We start from the raw sequence: 18,728 nt of genomic DNA, 5'->3' as shown, positions 1-18,728 counted from the left end.
CGGCCGCATCGGATCGGGGAGCACGCGCCACGGGTCGCTCCACAGGCCGCTCCACGGGTCCCGGCCCCTACCCGTCCGCCCGGGCCGTACGGCGTCCCGTCCCCGGCCTGCTCCCTTGACCCGTCCCCGGCCTGCTCCCTTGCCCCGTCGCCGGTGGAGACGGTCCTTTCCCACCCTCGGGGCCATGGATCTTCGTGAAGAGCGGCCCGAGGACAGAGAAGACAGAGAAGCTGCGCAGCACCCTCGGCCCCGGCAGCGGGTTGTCGCTGGTCGCCGAGCAGGCCGGGCAGGTGAGCGGGCACGTCACGTTCACCCGCAGCCTGCTGGATGCCCCGCGCCGCCCGCGCGACGGGCGGGTGGCTTCCCGGCGTGGACGCCCGGACGGTCCCTCTAATACGCGCGGCGCCCGACCCCGTCCCCGTCTGTTTCCGCCTGCTCGTCCAGCAGTCCCGCGTCGTGGGCCAGCAGGGCGATCTGCACGCGGTTGTTGAGGCCGAGCTTGGCGAGGATGCGGGAGACGTGGGTCTTGACGGTGGCCACGCTCATGAACAGCTCGGCGGCGATCTCCGCGTTCGAGCGGCCGCGGCCGACGCAGACGGCGACCTCGCGTTCGCGGTCGTGGAGACGGGCGATGCGCTCGCGGGCGGCGGTGCGGCGGGTGCCGGCGGCCGTGCCCGCCGCGTGCGCCATCAACTGCCGGGTGACGGCGGGCGACAGGACGGGATCGCCCGCCGCGACCCGGCGCACGGCCTCGACGATCTCGGCGGGCGGAGTGTCCTTGAGGACGAACCCGGCGGCGCCCGCGCGCAGGGCGCGCAGCACCTGCTCGTCGGCGTGGAAGGTGGTGAGGATCACCACCTTCGGGGCGTCGGGGCGTCCGCGCAGCCGCTCCGTCGCCGTGAGGCCGTCCACCGCCGGCATGCGGATGTCCATGAGCACGACGTCGGGCCGGGTGCGGTCGACGAGGGCCTCGGCCTCCGCGCCGTCGGCGGCCTCGCCGACGACCTCGATGTCTCCGGCCCCTCCCAGCATGAAGGACAGGCCGGCCCGGACCAGCGGGTCGTCGTCGACGAGGAGCAGTCTGATGGCGGTGGCGGTCATGGGCCTCACCCAACCATGCCCCCGGCGGGGCACAGTACCGTTCCGGCGCACACCGGTACGGCGGGCGCGGGTCCCGGTCGCCCGCGCCCGTCGCCGGCGCCGGTCCCGTACGGCAGCCGCCGCCTCCGGCCGCGTACGGTGCGGCCGCCGGCCCGGGCCGCGTGCGGCACGGCCGCCGGTCTCAGTCCCACGGCAGCCACGCCCGCACCTCGAAGCCGCCGTCGGGCGTCGGGCCGTGGTCGAGGCGGCCGCCGGCCAGGGCGGTCCGCTCGGTCAGGCCGATCAGGCCCTGCCCGGAGCCGGGCACGGGCGGCGCCTCGCGGCGGCCGCCGTCCCGGGCGGCGCGGTCAGGTGCGCAAGGCCTTCCTCTCCGGGCCGGGCAGGGCGACCAGGAGCAGCGTCACGTCGTCGTCGTGGGCGGCCGTGTCCGGGATGAGGGTCCCGATCAGCCGGGCCGCGGCCTGGTCCAGGATCTCCGGGTCCGCGGGGGCGCCCTTCAGCGCGACGCCGAGGGTGTGGGCGAGGATGTCGATCTGGACCTCGATGTCGGTGCCGGGCCGCTCGACCAGTCCGTCGGTGTAGAGGGCGAGCGTGCTGCCCGGCGGCAGCGGCTGGGTCGTCTCCTCGTACGGCAGTCCGCCGCCGTACAAGTCGTTGACGCCCAGCGGCACCCCGGTCGGTACCCGCAAGGGGCGGGTGGGCCCGTCGGGGGGCAGGGCGAGGACCGGCAGGTGTCCGGCCGAGCACAGGGTCACCTCGTGGGCGCCCTGGTCTATCACCAGGTAGGCGCAGGTGACGAGCTGCTCCGACAGGTCGCCGACGAACGCGTCCAGCCCCGCCATGAGCCGGCAGGGCGACACGTCGGTGCGGGCCAGGGCGTGGGAGGCGGCGCGCAGCTGTCCCATGACGGCCGCCGCCTCCAGGCCGCGGCCCATCACGTCGCCGATGACGACGCCGGTGCGGTCGCCGTCCAACGGAATGATGTCGAACCAGTCGCCGCCGACCCCGGGGTCCTGGAGGGAGGCCAGGTACCGGTGGGCGCTGGGCAGGTACGGCAGGCGGGGCGGCTCGCCCATGAGGCTGTGCTGCAGGGTGTAGGCGATGTGCCGCTGCTGTTCGTAGCGTTCGGCGCGTTCGGTCTCGGCCCGTCTGCGCTCGGTGATGTCCCGCACGGTCAGGAACACCCGCTTGTCCTGTCCGGTCTGCAGGGCGCTGACGCTCACCTCGACGGGGAACTCACTGCCGTCGCCGCGCAGCCCGTACAGGTCCTTGTCCAGGACCACCGGCCTCGGGTCGCGCAGGCGCAGGTAGGCGGCCAGGAGCGCACGGTGCCGCCGGCGCCGCGGGCCGGGCACCAGGTCGACGACCTCGGTGCCCACGAGGTCGCCCGGCACGCGACCGAACAGGTGGGTCACCTGTGCGTTGGCCATGACGACGACGCCGCGGCCGTCCGTGATCAGGATCGCGTCGGGTGCGGATTCCAGCAGCGCGAGGAAGCGCTGGTGGGACCGCTGCACCTCGCGCTGGGCCGCGACCCGTTCGGTGACGTCGATGGCCACGCCGCACACGGCGTAGGGCGTGCCCGACGCGTCGTTGAGCGGGAACAGGCTGGTGAAGCAGTCCCGTGGCCCTCCGGGCAGCGGGAGGACCTCCTGCCGCTGCTGGGGGACGCCCCGCGCCAGCACGGCGCGGTCGGCCTCCCGCGCCCGACGCGCGAGGGCGGGCGGCAGGACGTCGCGGTCCCGGCGGCCTAGCACCCGGTCGCGGGGCAGGCCCATGCTCTCCTCGAACGTCGTGTTGACCGCCAGGAAGCGGCCGTGCAGGTCCTTGATGAACACCACCGCGGGCGTGTGGTCCATGAACGCCTGCAGCAGTTCGTTCTGGCGCACCTGCCATGCGGCGCGGGCGTGCGCCACCTCGACGCGGCGGCCCACGACCAGGGCCGCGAAGACGACCGCGGTGAACGCGATCACGTGGCCGCACACCAGCACTGCGGTGCCCAGGCGCCTCCCGAACGCCCCCGCGTCCTCGCCGGCCAGCACCAGCCGGCCCAGCAGCGGCGGCACGACCAGGGCCGTGACGAACAGCCGGCGCCCCAGCGCCCCCGTGGTGCCCGCGTTCGTCAGCAGTCCGGCGAGGCCCTCGTCCGGCCTGGCCAGGAAGACGCCGATGCCCAGCAGCACCAGGGCGAACCCGGTGTACAGGGCCATGCCCGTGTAGGCGCCGAACCGTTCCAGTTCGGGCACGGCGTAGGCGAGCGCGTAGATCCGCAGCATGCCCAGGGTGAGGACGGCCAGGCCCAGGATCTGACTCGTCCTGGCGGGCAGCCGGCGGGTGCTCGCGCTCAGGGACGCCGCGCTCCCGAGCGCCAGCGCCGTGGCCGTGTTCGGCGCTATCTGCCCGGGGAACCCCGCCGCCACCCGCATGGTGTCGTCGTGGAAGAGGAGCTCGTCGACGCCCAGGCTCGTCCCGGTCACGTACTCCGCGACGGTGAGCACGACGACCAGTGCGGCCAGGGCGGCGGCCGCGCGGGCCACGGCGACCGCCCACCGGACGGCGGGCCCGAGCGTCACCAGGAACGCGGACAGCCCCAGCGCCAGCAGGGACACGGTGGTGTTCGCCTTCATGGACGCACTGGTGCCGGGCAGCCCGCTCCGGAGGACGTCGATGCGCAGGATCCAGCCGCACAGGCCCAGCGCGCCCACCGCGGCGGCCATCAGGGAGGCGGCCCGGGCCGCGGCGCGGGCAGCGGCCAGCGCGGGCTCGCGAAACGGCAGCCCCTCGGCCCGCTCGGCTCCCAGTGCGCCGGGCAGCGCGGGCACCCGCTGCTCTTCCGTCACCGTAATTCTCATCCTCGTGGACGGCCGCCAACGGCACCCAACAGCTTAAGCGTCGCAAAAGGTACATGCGCGATGTCTATGCGCGGCCGCGCCCCGACCGGCCGCCGGCGCTCCGCTCGCCTTTTTCGCCTCGCCCGCCTCCACGACGCGTGAGTGCGAGCGAAGAACGGGCAGGAAACGGTAGAAGTGGTGTACAAGGCCGACACGGCGAGATCAGCCGCTTCGGGCGCCCCGCGGGCTCGGCGACGCCCGTCCCGGGGCCGCGGCGTCCACGAGGGCAGAACAGGCGATGATCGACATGCGCGATGCCGCCGCGCTCGGCAGCGACTCCGGCGCATTCCCGGACTCGGTGGCCTCGGCCACGGCGGTCGTCGACGCCCAGGGGATCGTGACGGGCTGGAGCACGGATGCCGAGCGCCTGCTCGGCTATCCCCCTCACGAGGCCGTCGGGCGCTCCGCCGCCCGGCTGATCGCCCCGGACCCGGACGCCCGCGAGGGTTTCCACGCGGCTCTGCGCGGACGCGACGCCACCGCCCTGCTCAGGCACCGGGACGGCCGGCACGTGCGGGTGCGGGTGCGGACCTATCCGTCGTGCGACGGCGAAGGCCGCGCCCAGCGACTCGTCGTGGTGACGCCGCCGGAGCGGCCGCAGCCGGACCTGGTGACGGCGCAGGAGGCCTTCACGCAGTGCCCTCTGCCGCTGATGGTGTACGACTCCGCGCTGCGGGCCGTGCAGGCGAGCGCCGGCGCCGCACACGAGCTCGGCATGAGCGAGGAGGAGATGCGCGGCCGGCATGTCTCCGACCTCCTGCCATCCCTCTTCTGCCGGACCGTCGAGGACGGCATGCGCCGGGTGTTCACGACGGGGGAGTCCGAGCAGTTGCGCGTGCGGGGCAGAGTACGGCCCGAAGCGCACGAAAGGTTCTGGTCCCTCACCGTGTCCCCGCTCAGGACCCCGGCAGGGCACGTGCGGCTCGTGGAGGTGTCCGCCCTCGACGTCACCGAACAGCACCTGGCCCGGGAGCGGCTGGCGCTGCTGAACGACATCGGTGCGCAGCTGGGCAGCACCCTGGACGTGATGCGCACGGCCCAGCAGATGGCCGACGCGGTGGCGGGCCGGCTCGCCGACTTCGTCACCGTCGACCTGCTGGACTCCTTGTTCCGCGGAGTCGAGCCGAGGCCGTCCGCGACGGGCGCCGTCGCCCTGCGCCGCGCGGCGCAGCAGTCCGTCCTGCCCGGCGTGCCCGAGTCGGTGATCCGGCCGGGAGACTTGGACTACTACCCGAAGTCCACACCCCCCGTCCGCTGCCTGGCCACCGGCAGGCCCGCGCTGCACAGCGTCGAGGACGAGGAGATCGGGAACTGGCAGCGGGCCGACCCGAGGCGGGCCAAGGTGGTCCGGAGGTTCGGAATCCACTCGATCATGGTCATTCCGCTGAGCGCCCGCGGCATCGTCCTGGGCGTGGCGGTCCTGGTCCGGCACCGGCGCGAGGAGCCCTTCGCGGAGGACGACCTGCTCCTGGCCGAGGAGATCGCCGCGCGCACCGCCGTGGCCGTCGACAACGCCCGCCGCTACACCCTCGAACGCACCACCGCGCTGGCCCTGCAGCGCAGCCTCCTCCCCCGCCGGCTCTCCGCCCAGGAAGCGGTCGAGGTGGCTCACCGCTACCTTCCGGCCCGTACCCGGGCGGGACTGGGCGGCGACTGGTTCGACGTGATCCCCCTGTCGGGCGCGAGGGTCGCGCTGGTCGTGGGCGACGTGGTGGGCCACGGGCTGCGGGCCTCGGCCACCATGGGGCGGCTGCGGACCACGGTGCGCACCCTGGCCGATGTCGGCCTTCCCCCCGACGAGCTCCTGACCCACCTCGACGACCTGGTCACCCATCTGGCGGCCGAGGAGGAGAGCGCCGCGCAGCACGGGCCCGACCCGGAGTCCGGCCTCCTCGTCGCCACCGATCTCATCGCCACGTGCCTGTACGTGGTCTACGACCCGGTCTCGCGCCGTTGCGCGGCGGCCACCGCGGGTCATCCGCCGCCCGTCGTCGCGTCCGCCGGCACGGCGGACTTCGTCGACATCCCGCCCGGTCCTCCGCTGGGTGTGGGCGGCCTGCCCTTCGAGACCCTCGAGTGGGAACTGCCCCCGGGCAGCCTTCTCGCGCTGTACACGGACGGCCTCGTCCAGGGCGCCGGGCACGACCTGGGCGGCGGTCTGGCGCTGCTGCGCCGGCGCCTCCAGCGGCCCGCCCGGACGCTGGAGGCCGTCTGCGACGACCTGATCCGGGCCCTGCTTCCCCCGCAGCCCCCGGACGACGTCGCCCTTCTCGTCGCCCGCACCCGGGCCCTGGACCCGGGCGACGTCGCCACCTGGGAGCTGCCGTCCGATCCCGCCTCGGTGGCCGGCGCCCGTGCGCAGGTGCTGGAGCGGCTGGCCGCGTGGCGCCTGCAGGACGTGGCGTTCACCACCGAACTCGTGGTGAGCGAACTCGTCACGAACGCGATCCGCTACGGGCGGCCCCCCGTCCGGCTGCGTCTGATCCGCGGGGCCGCGCTCATCTGCGAGGTGTCCGACGGCAGCAGCACCGCCCCGCACCTGCGGCGGGCCCGCACCTTCGACGAGGGCGGCCGCGGCCTGCTGCTCGTCGCCCAGCTCGCCCGGCGCTGGGGTACGCGTCACCACACCGACGGCAAGACCATCTGGGCGGAGATCGAGCTTCCCGGCCGGGGGTGAGGACGGCCTCCGCCGCACGGCCGGATTCCGGTCCCGGGGTCTTCGGGGTGCTCTGTGCTCCTGGAGTCCGTGCTCCTGGAGACGGACGGCGCTCTCAAAGACGGACGGCGATCAGCGCTATGTCGTCGCGTGCGCCGCCGCTGACCCCGAAGCGGGCCAGCAGGGCGTCGGTGAGGTGTTCGGGGCTGAGGTGGGCGTAGCGGGAGACGGCGTCGCACAGACGGCGCAGGCCCACGTCGATGTCCTCGTCCCGCCGCTCGATGAGCCCGTCGCTGTAGAGGACGAGGGTGTCGCCGCCGGTGTAGCGCACCTGTTCCTCGGACCGGGGGAGGTGTTCGGGCTGCGTGCCCAGAGGCGGGTCGGTGGCCCGGTCGAGGAGGTCACAGGTGCCGTCGGCGCGCAGCAGGACCGGGGGCGGGTGGCCGGCACTGCTGTAGGCGATCAGGTGTTCGTGCGTGTGGATCACCGCGTTGACCACGGTGGTGGTGAGCGCGCCCTCCACGCCGAGGGCGTACCGGGACAGCACCTCCAGGGACCGGGCGGGTTTTTCGGCGGTACGGAGCGCGGCGCTCAGCGCGCTGCGGAGCATGCCCATCACGGCGGCGGCCTCCAGGCCGTGACCGACCACGTCGCCGACCGACACCGCGAAGCGGCCGTCGGGCAGGTCGATCACGTCGTACCAGTCGCCGCACACGTTGAGCGAGCCCACGGCGGGCAGGTAGCGCACCGCGATGTCGGGGTGCTGGACCAGGTCCGGGGAGGCGAGCATCGCCTCCTGCAGGGTGAGGGCGATCTGGCGCTCCTGGGCGTGGGCCTGGCGCAGCTCCTCGTTGACGCTCTGCAGCTCCTGGGCCCGTGAGTACAGCTCCGCTTCGAGGGCATTCAGTTCGATCTTGTCCTCGGAGGCCGGTGGCAGGCCGGGCGTCCGTGCCCGGTGCGAGCGGCGGGAGTGGACGAACTCCGTCACGTCCCCCACCCGGTGGATGATCCAGGCGACGGTCCCGTCGGGGGCGGCGACCGGGGTGTTGACCGGGGACCACCAGCGCTCCTCGAACGCGCCCGGCCGGCCCATGACGGGTATGTCGTACTTCTGCAGCGCCATCGTGTCGCGTCGCCGGGTGGTCAGGACCCGGTGCAGAGAGGCTTTGAGGTTGCTCACCCCGTCGGCGTCGGGATCCGCCGGGTTGTCGGGGAAGGCGTCGAAGAGGTAGGTCCCGATCAGGTCCTCCCGGGTGCGCCGGGTCACCTGGAGGTAGGCGTCGTTGACATCGGCGATCACCAGGTCCGGGCCCAGAACGAGATACGGGCTCGGAGTGGCGGCGAACACTGCCGCGTAGTCGATCCGCGGTGGGATTCTCGATGTCTGCATGGGTACTGCCCGCCATCCCGGACGCCGGGGACACCACTCTCCAATGTACGGGGCGGGGCGCCGGCGGGCCTGGGCACGGCCGCGGAATCCCGCCGGCCCGTCGTGTACGACCGGGCGACGCCGGTCCGTGCCGTCCTTCGCCGGCGTGCGCGTCGGCGTTCACGGCGCCTTCCTTGCCGGCGGGCCGAGGAACCGGCGGGGTGAGGGGGTGTCCCTGTCGGCTGATCGGCGTGGTGGGGGCCGGAGCGGCGCGGGGTGCCCGCCGCGGGGGCATCGGCCGGGTCCGCGCCGCGCGCGGAGCGGTGCCGGGGACTGGAACGGCTGCCCGCGCCCGGGGCGGAGCAGCCGTCCGTCGTGGTGGCGGACCCCTGGACCGGTCACCGGCGGGCGGTCCTCCTGGCCGGCTTGTTCACCGCGAGCCAGTACACCGGCTTGTTCACCGCGATCCGGCCCATCGGCTTGTCCGCCGCGGGCCGGTCCGTGCCGAGCGGGGCGCGGCGCGGGGGCCGGCTCCCGCGGGCGGCGGCGAAGCCGGCGATCCGGCGGGTGCGCCGGGCGGCGGGGCGGGCGGCCCGGCGGGCGCCCTCTCCCCCGCCCGGTGCCGCCCCGCCCGGTGCCGCCGGGGGTTCACAGGTTCCGGCTCGTCAAGTGGTCCAGCAGGCCGTGCAGTTCATCGGCCGGCCCGGCCGCCAGAGGGGTCTTGGCGAGCAGGGCCCGCGCGGCGTCCATATGGGCGCGGGCCTCGGCCAGCGTCGCCGTGCGGCCGCCCGCCTCCTCGATCAGCGCGGCCGCCTGCGCGGCGCGTCCGGGGGAGTCCAGGAGGGCGGGCAGCCGGCGGGCCGCGGGAGAGCCGAGCGCGGCCAGGACGGGGAAGGTCTTCTTCCGTTCCCGCAGATCGCCGTGGACCGGCTTGCCGGTGACGGCCGGATCGCCCCAGATGCCCAGCACGTCGTCGATCAGCTGGAAGGCGATGCCCAGCCGCCGCCCGGCCCGGTCCAGCGCGGTGACCACCGGCTCGGGAGCACCGCCGAGCGCGGCCCCGAGCGCGACGGCGCAGCCCAGCAGCGCGCCCGTCTTGCCCTCCGCCATCCTCCGGTACTCCTCGGGCGTCACCCGCTGCGGCCCGCCCCAGGGCCGGGTGGTGAACAGCAGGTCGTCCGCCTGCCCGCGCACCAGGTCGGCCAGGGCCGCGGAGAGCAGGCGCAGGGCTTCGGGGCCGCCCGGCGCCGCGGCCAGTGTCTCGACGGCCAGCGCGAAGAGGGCGTCCCCGGCGAGGACGGCCGGGCCCGTGCCGTAGGCCTTCCACACGGCCGGGCGGCGGCGCCGGGTCGCGTCGCCGTCCATGATGTCGTCGTGGAGCAGGGAGAAGGCGTGCACCAGTTCCACCGCGACCGCCGCCGGGATCCCGGCCCGGCCGTCGGCGCCGGCGGCCTCGGCGCCGAGCACCGCGAGGGCCTGCCGTACGCCCTTGCCGCCCGGCGCGGCCGCGGGTGCCCCGCCGACCTCGCACCAGCCGAAGGAGTACGCGGCCATCTCGGCCACCCACGGATGCAGTCGGCCCACCGCCTCGCCCAGCGCGGGCCGCACCAGCTCCCGGCAGCGCAGGAGGACGTCGGGGGCGGCGGCCGGCGCCTGGGCCGGGAAAGCGGAAGGCGCCGTCGCCGTGGTGGGGAGCGCCGTCACCGTACGGCCTCCATGGTGAGACCGAATTCCTCCTGGGCCCGGGCCACCATCTCCCGGGCGTGCCGCAGGCCGCTGCGTTCCAGTGTCCGTGCCAGGTCGGCGAGTTCGGCCGCCGTCTCGGCACGGTCGCGGCCGAGCCGGGCCAGCGACTTGGCCAGGCCCAGGCGGGCCAGCGCCTCGCCGCGCGGTTCGCTCATCGCGCGGAACTCCTCCAGCGCCATCTGGTACAGGTCGCGGGCCTCGGTGTAACGCCCGGCGCGGTACAGGACGTTGCCGCGCATCTTGTGGTTGTAGGCGAGCGCGCTGGAGAGGTTCATCGCCCGGCAGATCTCCTCCGCCCGGGACAGCAGCTCCAGTGCCCGGCCGGTGTCCTGGTCGCGCACCGAGACGATGTCGGCGAGTCCGCGCAGCGCCCAGGCGTACCCGCGCCGGTCCTCCGCCCGCTCGGCTATCTCCGCGGCCTCCTCGAACAGCGCGTACGCCTTGTCGTAGTCGCCGGTGTTGCGGTGCATCTGCGCGATGCCCTCCAGTGCCCACACCGTGTGCCGGGCCTCCCCGCGCCTGCGGGCCTCGACCAGCAGCTGCTCGTGCAGCCGGCCGACCGCCTCGTAGTCGCCCTGGATCCGGCCGGTCTCCGCGAGGCCCGCGAGCGAGTAGCCGCGGACGACGACGTCGCCGCCGCGCTCGCCGAGTTCGGCCGCGAGCCCCAGCAGCCGCCAGGCCAGCGGGAACGCCCCGCGCTGCCGGGCGAGGGTGCCGCCGCTCCACAGCGCCCACGCCATCGCCGCCGTGTCCCCGGCCTGGCGGGCGGCGCGGTAACTCGCCTTCCAGACGCGGTCGGCGTCCCGCACCTGGCCCAGTCTGCGGTGCGCCTCGGCGACGGCGAGCCCGCAGCGCGCCGCCTCGTCGAGCCGGCCGGAGCGTTCGGCCTCGCGCAGCCGCTTGGTGCCCTCGGCCAGCACGTCGGCCAGCGAGGAGTTCACGGACAGGGTGGTCAGGGCGCCCTGGTACTCCGGGGCGAAAGCCTTGCCGTACATGCATGCCCTTCTATACACAGAGTGTATACATAGTGTGTATAGCGTCTCGGAAGAACGCCCCGGCCCCCGGGGGAGGCCAGGGCTCGCTCTGTCACCGATCAAGACGTCGCCGTGGTGGGGCGGGTTGCCTGTGCGACGCGGATCACCCTGTGAAGGTTCGGTGCCGCCGCGACGGCGACGGCACCGCGGCCGCGCAGGCGCGGCCCGGGCCGGCCTTCCTCACCGTCGGCGGGGCGCCCGGGCCGGGGGCGTTCCCCGCGAGCCGCGGCCGGCCTGCCCGGCAGGCTTGTGGGCAGGGGCATCGGGGTGCGCCGGGGTGACGGTGACGACGACGGTCATCAGCGGCTCGGGGACGCCGGCGGCGACGGGAGAGCGGTGCCGACGCGTCGTTCGGGTGACCGGCCGGGTCCGCGTGCGTGGACGGCCGCTGCTCCTGCCGGTTCCGAGAAGGTGCGCCGCGCGCCGGCCCGCTTCCCGCCTGCTGCGGCTTTCCGCCGGAAGCGGGCCCGCGCCGCCTCAGCCGGTGAACGCCTCGGCGAGGGTCCAGGCGGCGAGCCCCGCCATGCACAGGCCGCCGATGCGCTGCACGGTCTTCAGCGGGACCTTCTTGGCGATGAACCGGCCGGCCAGCAGGGCCAGGGCGGAGACCGACATCAGGGCGGCGGCGGATCCGATCGCGGTGGGCAGCCAGCCGTGGGTGGCGGCGAGGTTGGCGGTGGTGATCTGGGTGAGGTCGCCCCATTCGCTGATGAAGACGGCCATGAAGGCGGTGGTGCAGACGGGCCAGAAACCGGTGACGGTCCGGCCGGCGGCCTCGTCCTCGTCGCCGCCCGAGCCGCGCAGCAGGACGACGGCGCCGAAGGCGAACAGGGCGGCGGAGACGAGCTTGACGGCCAGGGCGGGCAGCAGGCCGAGCAGGCTGCCGGCGCCGACCGCGAGGGTGACGTGGACCAGGAACGCGGTGGAGGTCCCGAACCACACGTACAGCGGCCGCATCCGGGTGCCCATGGCCAGCGAGGCGAACATCGTCTTGTCGGGGAGTTCGGCGAGGAAGATCAGCCCGAAGGCGGTGACGAGCGCCACGGGGTCGAAGGTCATGTGCGGTGCTTTCTTCTGCTGGGGCCGGGCCGCGGGCTCGTACGGCACCCAGGCGGGCGACGGGAGGAACCACTCGGCCCGGCACGACGGAGCGGCCCGCACGACGGCGCGGGCCGGGTCTTGCCTTGGCCGAAGGTCTCGTCCGCCTCCGCGCGCCTGACGCGGAGGCCCGGGGGCCGGGACGTCCGCGGACGTCCAGTGTGTCGACCGGCCGGTGTTGCGGGACTACTCCCCTTCGCTGCCGACCAGTGTACCCGCGGTGGGCCGCTGCTCCCCTGGGCCGGCGTGCCCGGCGGATGCGCGTACGGCGCCGCCGCGTCCTGCGGCAGCAGGGGCGCGTTCCACGTGGTCCAGGCGTGCAGCGCCACCAGCGGCACCTTGCTCAGGGCGGCCTCGGCGAAGGCGAGCTCCACGCGGCGACGGTCCCAGCGGCCCGTGCATCGCGGGTCAGACGAACGCGTGCACCACCCGCGGCCCCGCATCCCGCAGCCGGGCCTCCCGGACCGCCGCCCCCACCGCGGCAAGGCTCGACGCCGAGCCGTCCGCACCCGCCACGACCAACCGGCTCCTCGCCTCTCCTCTCCTCGCCTCGCCTCTCCTCGCCTCTCCTCGCCTTTCTTCGCCTCTCCCCCACTCCACTCGCCCGGCATCCCGCGCCACCAGCCTCACCCCGGGCGGAGCGCCCGGCCATGGGACCGAGCGGGAAGCACACGGGGCCGTCCGGCGCCTTCCAGCGCTTTCCAGTCCTTTCCAGCTCTTCCCGCCAGTCCTTTCCAGCTCTTCCCGCCAGTCCTTTCCAGCTCTTCCCGTGCTCCCGCCGTGCGGCGGCCGTGGCCGCCGTGCGGGGCGGCAGGACGTTCGGTGCCACTGCCGACCGGGCCGGAGGCACGGGGTCCGGGCCCCCGCGGGCGAGGCGTGGAGCGCCCGGGCGAGGTTTTCTCCGGGAGGCCGCCGGTCCCGGGCCGCGGCGTGTGCCCGCGCCCCGGCGGGGGAACTTGACCCGCTCGGGTGCGGTCCTGGTGAGAGGAGCCCCAGTGACAGCGTCGACGTCGGCGGCAGGCGGTCGGGACCCGGGCGCCCGGGAGGCCGGGTACGAGCCGGATCCACACCGGTGGCGGGCCCTGTGGGTCACCCTGGTGGCCGGCTTCATGAGCCTGCTGGACGTGACGATCGTGGCGGTCGCCCTGCCCACCGTCCAGCGCGCCCTGCACGCCTCCCCCGCACAGGTGCAGTGGGTGGTGTCCGGATACGCCCTCGCCTTCGCCCTCGCCCTCGTCACCGCCGGGCGCCTGGGCGACGCCCTGGACCGGCGCCGCATCTTCCTGCTGGCCCTCAGCGGCTTCGTGGCCTTCAGCGCGGCCTGCGGAGCGGCCCCCGACATCACGCTGCTGGTGGTGGCCCGCCTCGCCCAGGGCCTGGCGGCCGGCGTCATGGCCCCTCAGAACTCCGCGCTCATCCAGCAGATGTTCCGCGGCGCCGAACGCGGCCGCGCCTTCGGCTTCTTCGGCGCGACCGTCGGCATCTCCTCCGCCGTCGGCCCCGTCACCGGCGGCGCCATCCTCGCCCTGGCCTCCGGCGACCAGGGCTGGCGTTGGGTCTTCTACGTCAACGTCCCCATCGGCATCCTCGCCGTCCTGCTCGGCCGCCGCCTGCTGCCCCGCACCCGCCGGTCCGGCCGGGGACACGTGGACCTGCCCGGCGTCCTGCTCCTCGGCCTCGGCGTCCTGGCGCTCATGTACCCGCTGGTGCAGGCGGACTCCGGCGGCATCGGGCGCCTGTGGTGGCTGTTCCCCGTCGGCGCCGTGATCCTCGCCGTCTTCACCCGGTGGCAGCGCCGCCTCGTCGCCCGGGGCGCCCAGCCGCTGCTCGACCCGCGCCTGTTCACCACCGTGCGCGGCTACGCCGTCGGCGCCGGCGTCGGCACGCTGTACTTCATCGGCTTCAGCGGCGTCTGGCTGGTCTTCGCCCTCTTCTACCAGCACGGCCTGGGCTTCTCCCCGCTGCGGTCCGGTCTCGCCGTGACCCCCTTCGCCCTCGGCTCGGCGAGCGCGGCCGTGGTCGCCGGCCGGCTGGTGGACCGGTTCGGCCGCCTGCTCACCGTGTGCGGTCTCACGGGCGTGGTCGTCGGCCTGGGCGGCACCGCGCTGCTGCTGCGCTTCGCGCCCCTCGACATCGCCCCCTGGGCGGCCGCGCCGGTGCTGTTCCTCGGCGGCGTCGGCAGCGGCTTCGTGGTCTCCCCCAACATCACCATGACCCTGCGGGACGTGCCCGTGCGCATGGCGGGCGCGGCGGGCGGCGCCCTGCAGACCGGGCAGCGGCTCGGCGCCGCGGTGGGCACCGCCGCCCTGCCCGGCCTGTTCTACCTGGTGCTCGGCGGGAGCGACGACTACCGCGGCGCCCTCGTCACCGCGCTGGGCGCCGCCCTCGTCGGCATGGCCGCGTCCCTGGTCCTGGCGGCGTTCGACTGGCGGCGCGACCGGCGGGCGCGCGGACCGCACCGGAAGTGCCCGGACGAGGTCGCCAACAGCCCGGTGCACGCCCGGCAGACCTGACCGGCCCTCCCACCTGACCGGCCCTCCCGCCCCACCCCGCTCGGTTCTTTCCTTGCGCCTCTCTTTCCTTGCGCCTCTCTTTTTTCAAGTACCTTCCGTGCACTTTCCCTGTACCTCGCGGGCCTCCCACGCGCCTTCGCCGTGCCGGGCCGGGCGCCGGCCACAGCCGTACCGGGCGTTTCGCCCCCTGTCCTCCGTCCAGCCGGCCGGCAGCACGGCCGAGGCGATGAGCGGCCAGGCGAGGACGTACAGGAATCGCGTGGCACCGAGCGGCAAGGAGTTCTCCAGCGCGGGCACCCGCTGCATCCGGTCGATGAGGAGCACACCGAGCACCAGCGCGACCTCGTGCCACAGGTAGACCGTCACCGCACGGGCGTTGAGCAGGACGACGGCGGCGTGCACCGGCCGCACGCGGGCCACCCAGGCGTCCGTGCCCGGACCGAACCGCAGCAGCAGGAACACGGAGCCGAAGGACCACAGGGCCTGCCCGAGGGGGATGGAGCCGAGGTCGTAGCCCTCCTCGGTCCGGTGGGTCAGGGCGAACCAGCCACCCGCCGCGGTCGTCAGCACCGCCAGGGCCGGCACGATCCGGCCGTCACCGCCACCGCCGCCACGAAGGCCCGGCCGCCCCACAGCTCCGTCCCGGTGGCCGGGTGGTGGGCGCGGCCGGCCCCGAGCGCTTCGGTGATCGTGGTGAACCGGTAGCCGCGGACGCGGAGTTCGGGGATGAGGAGCTCCAGCGCGCGGACGGTCCGGAAGCGGTCGCCCCGGCGTCGTGCAACAGCACCACGGCGCCTCGACCGGTCAGCCTCCCGGTGACGCACGCGGCGACGACGGCCGCGCCCGGCCGCCGCCAGTCCTCGGTGTCCACACGTCGGGTCCGGGCCGTCGTCGAAGGTCAGGGCGACGGTGCGGTCCGGGAGCGCATGGCTGCGCACCGGGGTGCCAGTGGGGTCGATCAGGGGGCCGCCGCGCAGGGCCGCCCCGGGCACGCGGTCGGTCGCGACCGGCGGGTGCACGCGCTGGTCGGCGGGTGCATGCGGTGGTCGGCGGCGAACTCCCCGTGCGTGCAACCGTGCAGCAGCACGATCCCCGCCGTCATGGTCAGGACCAGGAGCAGGGACGCGAGGTGGGGCGGGACGCGGTGCCGCGGCGGTTCCCCCGCGCTTCGGCGGGGTGCCTCGGCGGCCGCGCGGGCATGGTCAGGTCCCCGACGGGGCACCGCGGGACGCGGCGGACGGCGTCCCGTCGCCCGGCGCCGTCCCACCGATGCCCGACGATCCGCTCGGCGCGCTGCCGGCGCTTTCCGGACCCGTGCGCGAAGCGCCGCCGGAGGGGCCGGCCGACGTCGCCGGACCGGTGGCGGGCGCCGGACTGGTAACGGACGCCGGGCTGGTGCCGGTCGGGGAACCGGTGCCGGTCGGCGGGGTTGTGCCGGTCGGGCTGCCGGAGGCCGTCGGGCCGGTTCCGGATGAAGAGCCGACCGCCGAGGAGCCGCCGGTGGGTGCGGTGGGCGCGGTCGACGCACCGGGGCTCGTGGCCCGGGCGGAGGAGCGTCCGCCGGCCGGGGACGGACCCGCGGCGGAGGCGGACGGTCCCGGCACGTCCGACGGCGAGACGGGCAGTCCCGGCACGCCCGACGGTGAGGCGGACGGGCCGTCGGGCAGGGGAACCAAGAACCCGCTCGGCGATTCCTCGCGCGGGGTCTTGCCCACGGTGCCCGGCTTCTCGGAGGGCAGGCCGGGCACGGGCAGTACGGTCCGCGGGGCGAACGGCGTCGCGCCCAGGAAGCTGAGCGCCAGCACGCCGGTGTACGCGGCGCACAGCGCGCCGGCCGCGTAGGCGACACGCCGGATGCGCCGGCCTCGGCGCCCGGTGGGGTCGACGAAGACAGGACTGGAGCCGTCCTCCCCCGCGGCCGGCTGCGCCGCCGGGAGCAGCGGCAGTGTGTCGGTGTTCGAAGGCCTGGGCCGAGACGGCCCCGCCGGAGAGCGAAGCATGTCTCCTCCCTTCAACCTTCAACGTCCTACCGGCTCCCGCCTCGTGCAACAGGAAGCGGTCCCCGAGGGCCGACCGGCACCGGGGACGGAGGCGTCCGGGCAGGCCGGGCGGCGGACCGCACGTCCCCACCGCGACCGCCGCGGGGACGGCCCGTCCGGCACCCGCCCGGGGCTACTCGACCCATGTCCCTGCGCCCAGCCCGGGTCACGGTGGAAGCAGAGGCCATCCGGTGAGATGGCCGTGACCGCACGCATCACCGACAGCGACAGCGACAGCGACAGCGACAGCGACAGCGACAGCGAAGGGGAACGCCATGAACCTCCTGGTGGGTTACGCGACCGCCCACGGCTCCACCCGCGAGATCGCCGAGCGGCCGGCCGCGCCAGGCTCGGCGGGGCCGGGCTGAAGGCCGAGGCGCGTGCCCTGGAGGCGATCGACGACTGGGCGTCCGGGATCGCCGACGCGTCGGCCCGGGACTGACGGCGGGGCCGTCGTCGCGCGGACCGGGGGCGCGGACCGGGAACGCGGACCGGGAGCGCGTGTCTCAGGAGCGGGTCCGGGTGGTCGTGGTCAGCCAGGCCAGGGCGCGGCTGATGTCGGCGAGGGTGACGATGCCGACCAGCCGCCCGCCGTCGAGGACCAGGGCGCGCCTGTCCTTGCTCGTCTCCAGGCGGGGCAGCAGGTCCACGACCAGGTCGTCCGGGGCGACCGTCACGATGTCGGTGAGCGGGCGCATCACGTCACCGAGCGTGGCGGTGCCGTGGACCTGGAGCGGAACCCGGTCGACGAGTGCGATCGTGACCAGTCCGGCCACCGCGCCATCAGGGGCGAGGACGGGGAAGGCGGAGTGGCGGTAGCGGCCGAAGGGGCCCTCGGCCAGGAACCGGGCGACGGTCGCCGTGGTGGGGACGGTGACCGGGTCACGGGTCATCACGCGGCTGACGGGCGTGTCGTCCAGGGCGCCGCGCGTCTGGGCCTGCCGTTCCTCGGCGGTCGCGGTGGCGACCAGGAACCAGCCGATCAGCGCGGCCCACAGCCCGGAGAGGTCACCGGCGAGAATCACCGCCGCGAAACCGGTGGCGATCATGAACCAGCCCAGGACACGGCCCGCGGTCGAGGCGCCCCGGGTGGCCCGGAGCCGGTCGCTGGTGCGGTGCCAGATGAACGCGCGCAGCAGCCGGCCGCCGTCCAGCGGGGCCGCGGGCAGGGCGTTGAAGACGGCGAGCAGGATGTTGATCGCGGCCAGCCAGGCGACCGCCTCGACCACGAGCCCCGAGGCGTGCAGCGCGTCCAGCCACAGGGCCAGTCCCGTGAACAGCGCGCCGACCGCGACGCTGGTGAGCGGCCCCGCCGCGGCGATGCGCAGTTCCGCGCCCGGCGTGGGGGCTTCGCTGCGCAGCCGGGCGACGCCGCCGAGCATCCACAGCGTGATGCCGTCGACCTCGACGCCGTTGCGGCGGGCGACGACCGCGTGCGCCAGTTCGTGCGCCAGCAGCGAGGCCAGGAACACCACCGCCGCCAGCAGGGCAAGCCCCCCGTAGGCCCAGCCCGGGCGGCCCGGATGGGCCTCGGGGAGACGGCCGGCCGCCAGCCCGACGGTCACCAGGCCGACGATGACCAGCACGCTCCAGTGCAGGCCGACGCGGACGCCGGCGATCCGGCCCAGGGGCAGTGTCTCCTTCACCGGGGGCCCCGCCTTCCGCGACCGGCCCGGACCGGGGCCCGCCTCGACGGCCCGGTCCGCGCGCTCTCCTCGGTACGGTCCCGCCCCGGACCCGGGCGGCTCCGCACGGGGTCGAACGACTCGGCCTCGCGGCACGCCCTGCACGTCACACGGCGTGCGGGCCTTCGCCCGGAGTCCGGCCCCGCGCCGGCCGTGCGCGGCACCGGCCGCCCGGGAAGCCGTCCGGGGGCGTGGGCGTGCCGTGCGCACACCCCGCGCCCGCAGCGGTCGCACACCGCGACCGCGGGTGCCGTCGTGTCCTCGAGTGCGCAGTCGTAGCAGTTCACGACACACCTCCCGCACCGCGTTCCGCCCTTCCATCGTCCCGCCCCGGGCGGGGGTTCGGGGCGGGCCGCTCGGACTTTTCCGGGGGCCGACCGGCCGTGGCCCGCCGCCGCACGGACCGGGCCCCGCCGCGGGTGTCGGCGTCCCGTGCGCCCACAGGGCTCCGGGCACCGGGGACGTTTGCCGGGATCCACGGATGCGTATGGCGCGACACTGGAAACAGGCTGGTGCATGCCGGTGCGCACGGCGGGACCTCCCCGCGCGCGGTCCGCCGCCGGCGCCCCGGCCCGCGGGGCCGCCACTTCCAGACC

At 75.3% G+C, this 18,728-nt stretch carries 14 protein-coding genes and 1 pseudogene; 4 read left to right on the top strand and 11 right to left on the bottom strand.

Features of this window, described 5'->3' with window-relative positions; all coding sequences use genetic code 11:
• Positions 1-390: 390 nt before the first annotated feature.
• From IE225_RS28525 to IE225_RS28515, 3 genes and pseudogenes are all read right to left on the bottom strand, one after another.
• Entirely contained in the window at positions 391-1,101 is a 711-nt protein-coding gene (locus IE225_RS28525; protein WP_190060515.1) for a response regulator, read from the bottom strand.
• Positions 1,102-1,282: 181 nt separating this feature from the next.
• Positions 1,283-1,417, bottom strand: a pseudogene (locus tag IE225_RS28520) (sensor histidine kinase); the annotation flags it as partial.
• Between the two features lie 31 nt (positions 1,418-1,448).
• Positions 1,449-3,941, bottom strand: coding sequence for a SpoIIE family protein phosphatase (locus IE225_RS28515; RefSeq protein WP_190060514.1), 2,493 nt, complete (start codon positions 3,939-3,941; stop codon positions 1,449-1,451).
• A gap of 289 nt (positions 3,942-4,230) precedes the next feature.
• Here IE225_RS28515 and IE225_RS28510 point away from each other — a divergent pair, with 289 nt between their 5' ends.
• Positions 4,231-6,669 (top strand): SpoIIE family protein phosphatase, encoded by a 2,439-nt coding sequence (locus tag IE225_RS28510; protein ID WP_190060513.1) that lies wholly within the window; start codon positions 4,231-4,233, stop codon positions 6,667-6,669.
• Positions 6,670-6,763: 94 nt separating this feature from the next.
• Here the strand turns inward: IE225_RS28510 and IE225_RS28505 are convergent, their stop codons facing one another.
• The 4 genes from IE225_RS28505 to IE225_RS28490 form a co-directional block, all read right to left on the bottom strand.
• Positions 6,764-8,038, bottom strand: a complete 1,275-nt coding sequence (locus IE225_RS28505) for a PP2C family protein-serine/threonine phosphatase (RefSeq protein WP_190060512.1) — start codon at positions 8,036-8,038, stop codon at positions 6,764-6,766.
• Between the two features lie 627 nt (positions 8,039-8,665).
• Positions 8,666-9,721 (bottom strand): polyprenyl synthetase family protein, encoded by a 1,056-nt coding sequence (locus IE225_RS28500; protein ID WP_190060511.1) that lies wholly within the window; start codon positions 9,719-9,721, stop codon positions 8,666-8,668.
• Positions 9,718-10,758: a tetratricopeptide repeat protein gene (locus IE225_RS28495; protein ID WP_190060510.1), complete on the bottom strand. Its 1,041-nt coding sequence runs from the start codon at positions 10,756-10,758 to the stop codon at positions 9,718-9,720. Before IE225_RS28495 ends, IE225_RS28500 begins: the two co-directional genes overlap by 4 nt.
• Before the next feature lie 516 nt (positions 10,759-11,274).
• On the bottom strand, positions 11,275-11,856 hold the full coding sequence (locus IE225_RS28490) for a TMEM165/GDT1 family protein (RefSeq protein ID WP_190060509.1): 582 nt from the start codon (positions 11,854-11,856) through the stop codon (positions 11,275-11,277).
• Between the two features lie 1,034 nt (positions 11,857-12,890).
• Here IE225_RS28490 and IE225_RS28485 point away from each other — a divergent pair.
• Positions 12,891-14,408: an MFS transporter gene (locus IE225_RS28485; RefSeq protein ID WP_190060508.1), complete on the top strand. Its 1,518-nt coding sequence runs from the start codon at positions 12,891-12,893 to the stop codon at positions 14,406-14,408.
• Positions 14,409-14,492: 84 nt separating this feature from the next.
• On the opposite strand, the gene IE225_RS28480 is transcribed toward IE225_RS28485, so the two are convergent.
• Together IE225_RS28480 and IE225_RS28475 are read right to left on the bottom strand one after the other, a co-directional pair.
• A complete protein-coding gene (locus IE225_RS28480; protein WP_190060507.1) occupies positions 14,493-14,993 on the bottom strand; it encodes a hypothetical protein in 501 nt (166 codons plus the stop codon).
• Positions 14,972-15,427 (bottom strand): hypothetical protein, encoded by a 456-nt coding sequence (locus IE225_RS28475; protein ID WP_190060506.1) that lies wholly within the window; start codon positions 15,425-15,427, stop codon positions 14,972-14,974. The genes IE225_RS28480 and IE225_RS28475 overlap by 22 nt, the downstream gene beginning before the upstream one ends.
• Positions 15,428-15,677: 250 nt before the next feature.
• On the opposite strand from IE225_RS28475, the gene IE225_RS28470 reads away from it, so the two are divergent.
• Positions 15,678-16,250, top strand: coding sequence for a hypothetical protein (locus IE225_RS28470; protein ID WP_190060505.1), 573 nt, complete (start codon positions 15,678-15,680; stop codon positions 16,248-16,250).
• Between the two features lie 399 nt (positions 16,251-16,649).
• A complete protein-coding gene (locus IE225_RS28465) occupies positions 16,650-16,889 on the top strand; it encodes a hypothetical protein (RefSeq protein ID WP_190060504.1) in 240 nt (79 codons plus the stop codon).
• Positions 16,890-16,953: 64 nt separating this feature from the next.
• On the opposite strand, the gene IE225_RS28460 is transcribed toward IE225_RS28465, so the two are convergent.
• On the bottom strand, positions 16,954-18,093 hold the full coding sequence (locus tag IE225_RS28460) for a site-2 protease family protein (protein ID WP_190060503.1): 1,140 nt from the start codon (positions 18,091-18,093) through the stop codon (positions 16,954-16,956).
• Positions 18,090-18,650, bottom strand: coding sequence for a DUF2180 family protein (locus tag IE225_RS28455; protein WP_190060532.1), 561 nt, complete (start codon positions 18,648-18,650; stop codon positions 18,090-18,092). The genes IE225_RS28460 and IE225_RS28455 overlap by 4 nt, the downstream gene beginning before the upstream one ends.
• Between the last annotated feature and the right edge of the window lie 78 nt (positions 18,651-18,728).

Origin of the sequence: Streptomyces echinoruber (assembly GCF_014651135.1) — a bacterium.
Taxonomy (GTDB): Bacteria; Actinomycetota; Actinomycetes; order Streptomycetales; family Streptomycetaceae; genus Streptomyces; species Streptomyces echinoruber.
Note: the sequence above shows the minus strand (reverse complement) of the source record. Positions and strands in the feature narration are given on the sequence as shown.

Excerpts from the sequence above, each read along its gene's own strand:
- IE225_RS28525 (WP_190060515.1), bottom strand. The coding sequence starts at position 1,101 with ATGACCGCCACCGCCATCAGACTGCTCCTCGTCGACGACGACCCGCTG.
- IE225_RS28510 (WP_190060513.1), top strand. The coding sequence starts at position 4,231 with ATGATCGACATGCGCGATGCCGCCGCGCTCGGCAGCGACTCCGGCGCA.
- IE225_RS28505 (WP_190060512.1), bottom strand. The coding sequence starts at position 8,038 with ATGCAGACATCGAGAATCCCACCGCGGATCGACTACGCGGCAGTGTTC.
- IE225_RS28495 (WP_190060510.1), bottom strand. The coding sequence starts at position 10,758 with ATGTACGGCAAGGCTTTCGCCCCGGAGTACCAGGGCGCCCTGACCACC.
- IE225_RS28490 (WP_190060509.1), bottom strand. The coding sequence starts at position 11,856 with ATGACCTTCGACCCCGTGGCGCTCGTCACCGCCTTCGGGCTGATCTTC.
- IE225_RS28470 (WP_190060505.1), top strand. The coding sequence starts at position 15,678 with ATGCCCGACGATCCGCTCGGCGCGCTGCCGGCGCTTTCCGGACCCGTG.
- IE225_RS28455 (WP_190060532.1), bottom strand. The coding sequence starts at position 18,650 with ATGCACCAGCCTGTTTCCAGTGTCGCGCCATACGCATCCGTGGATCCC.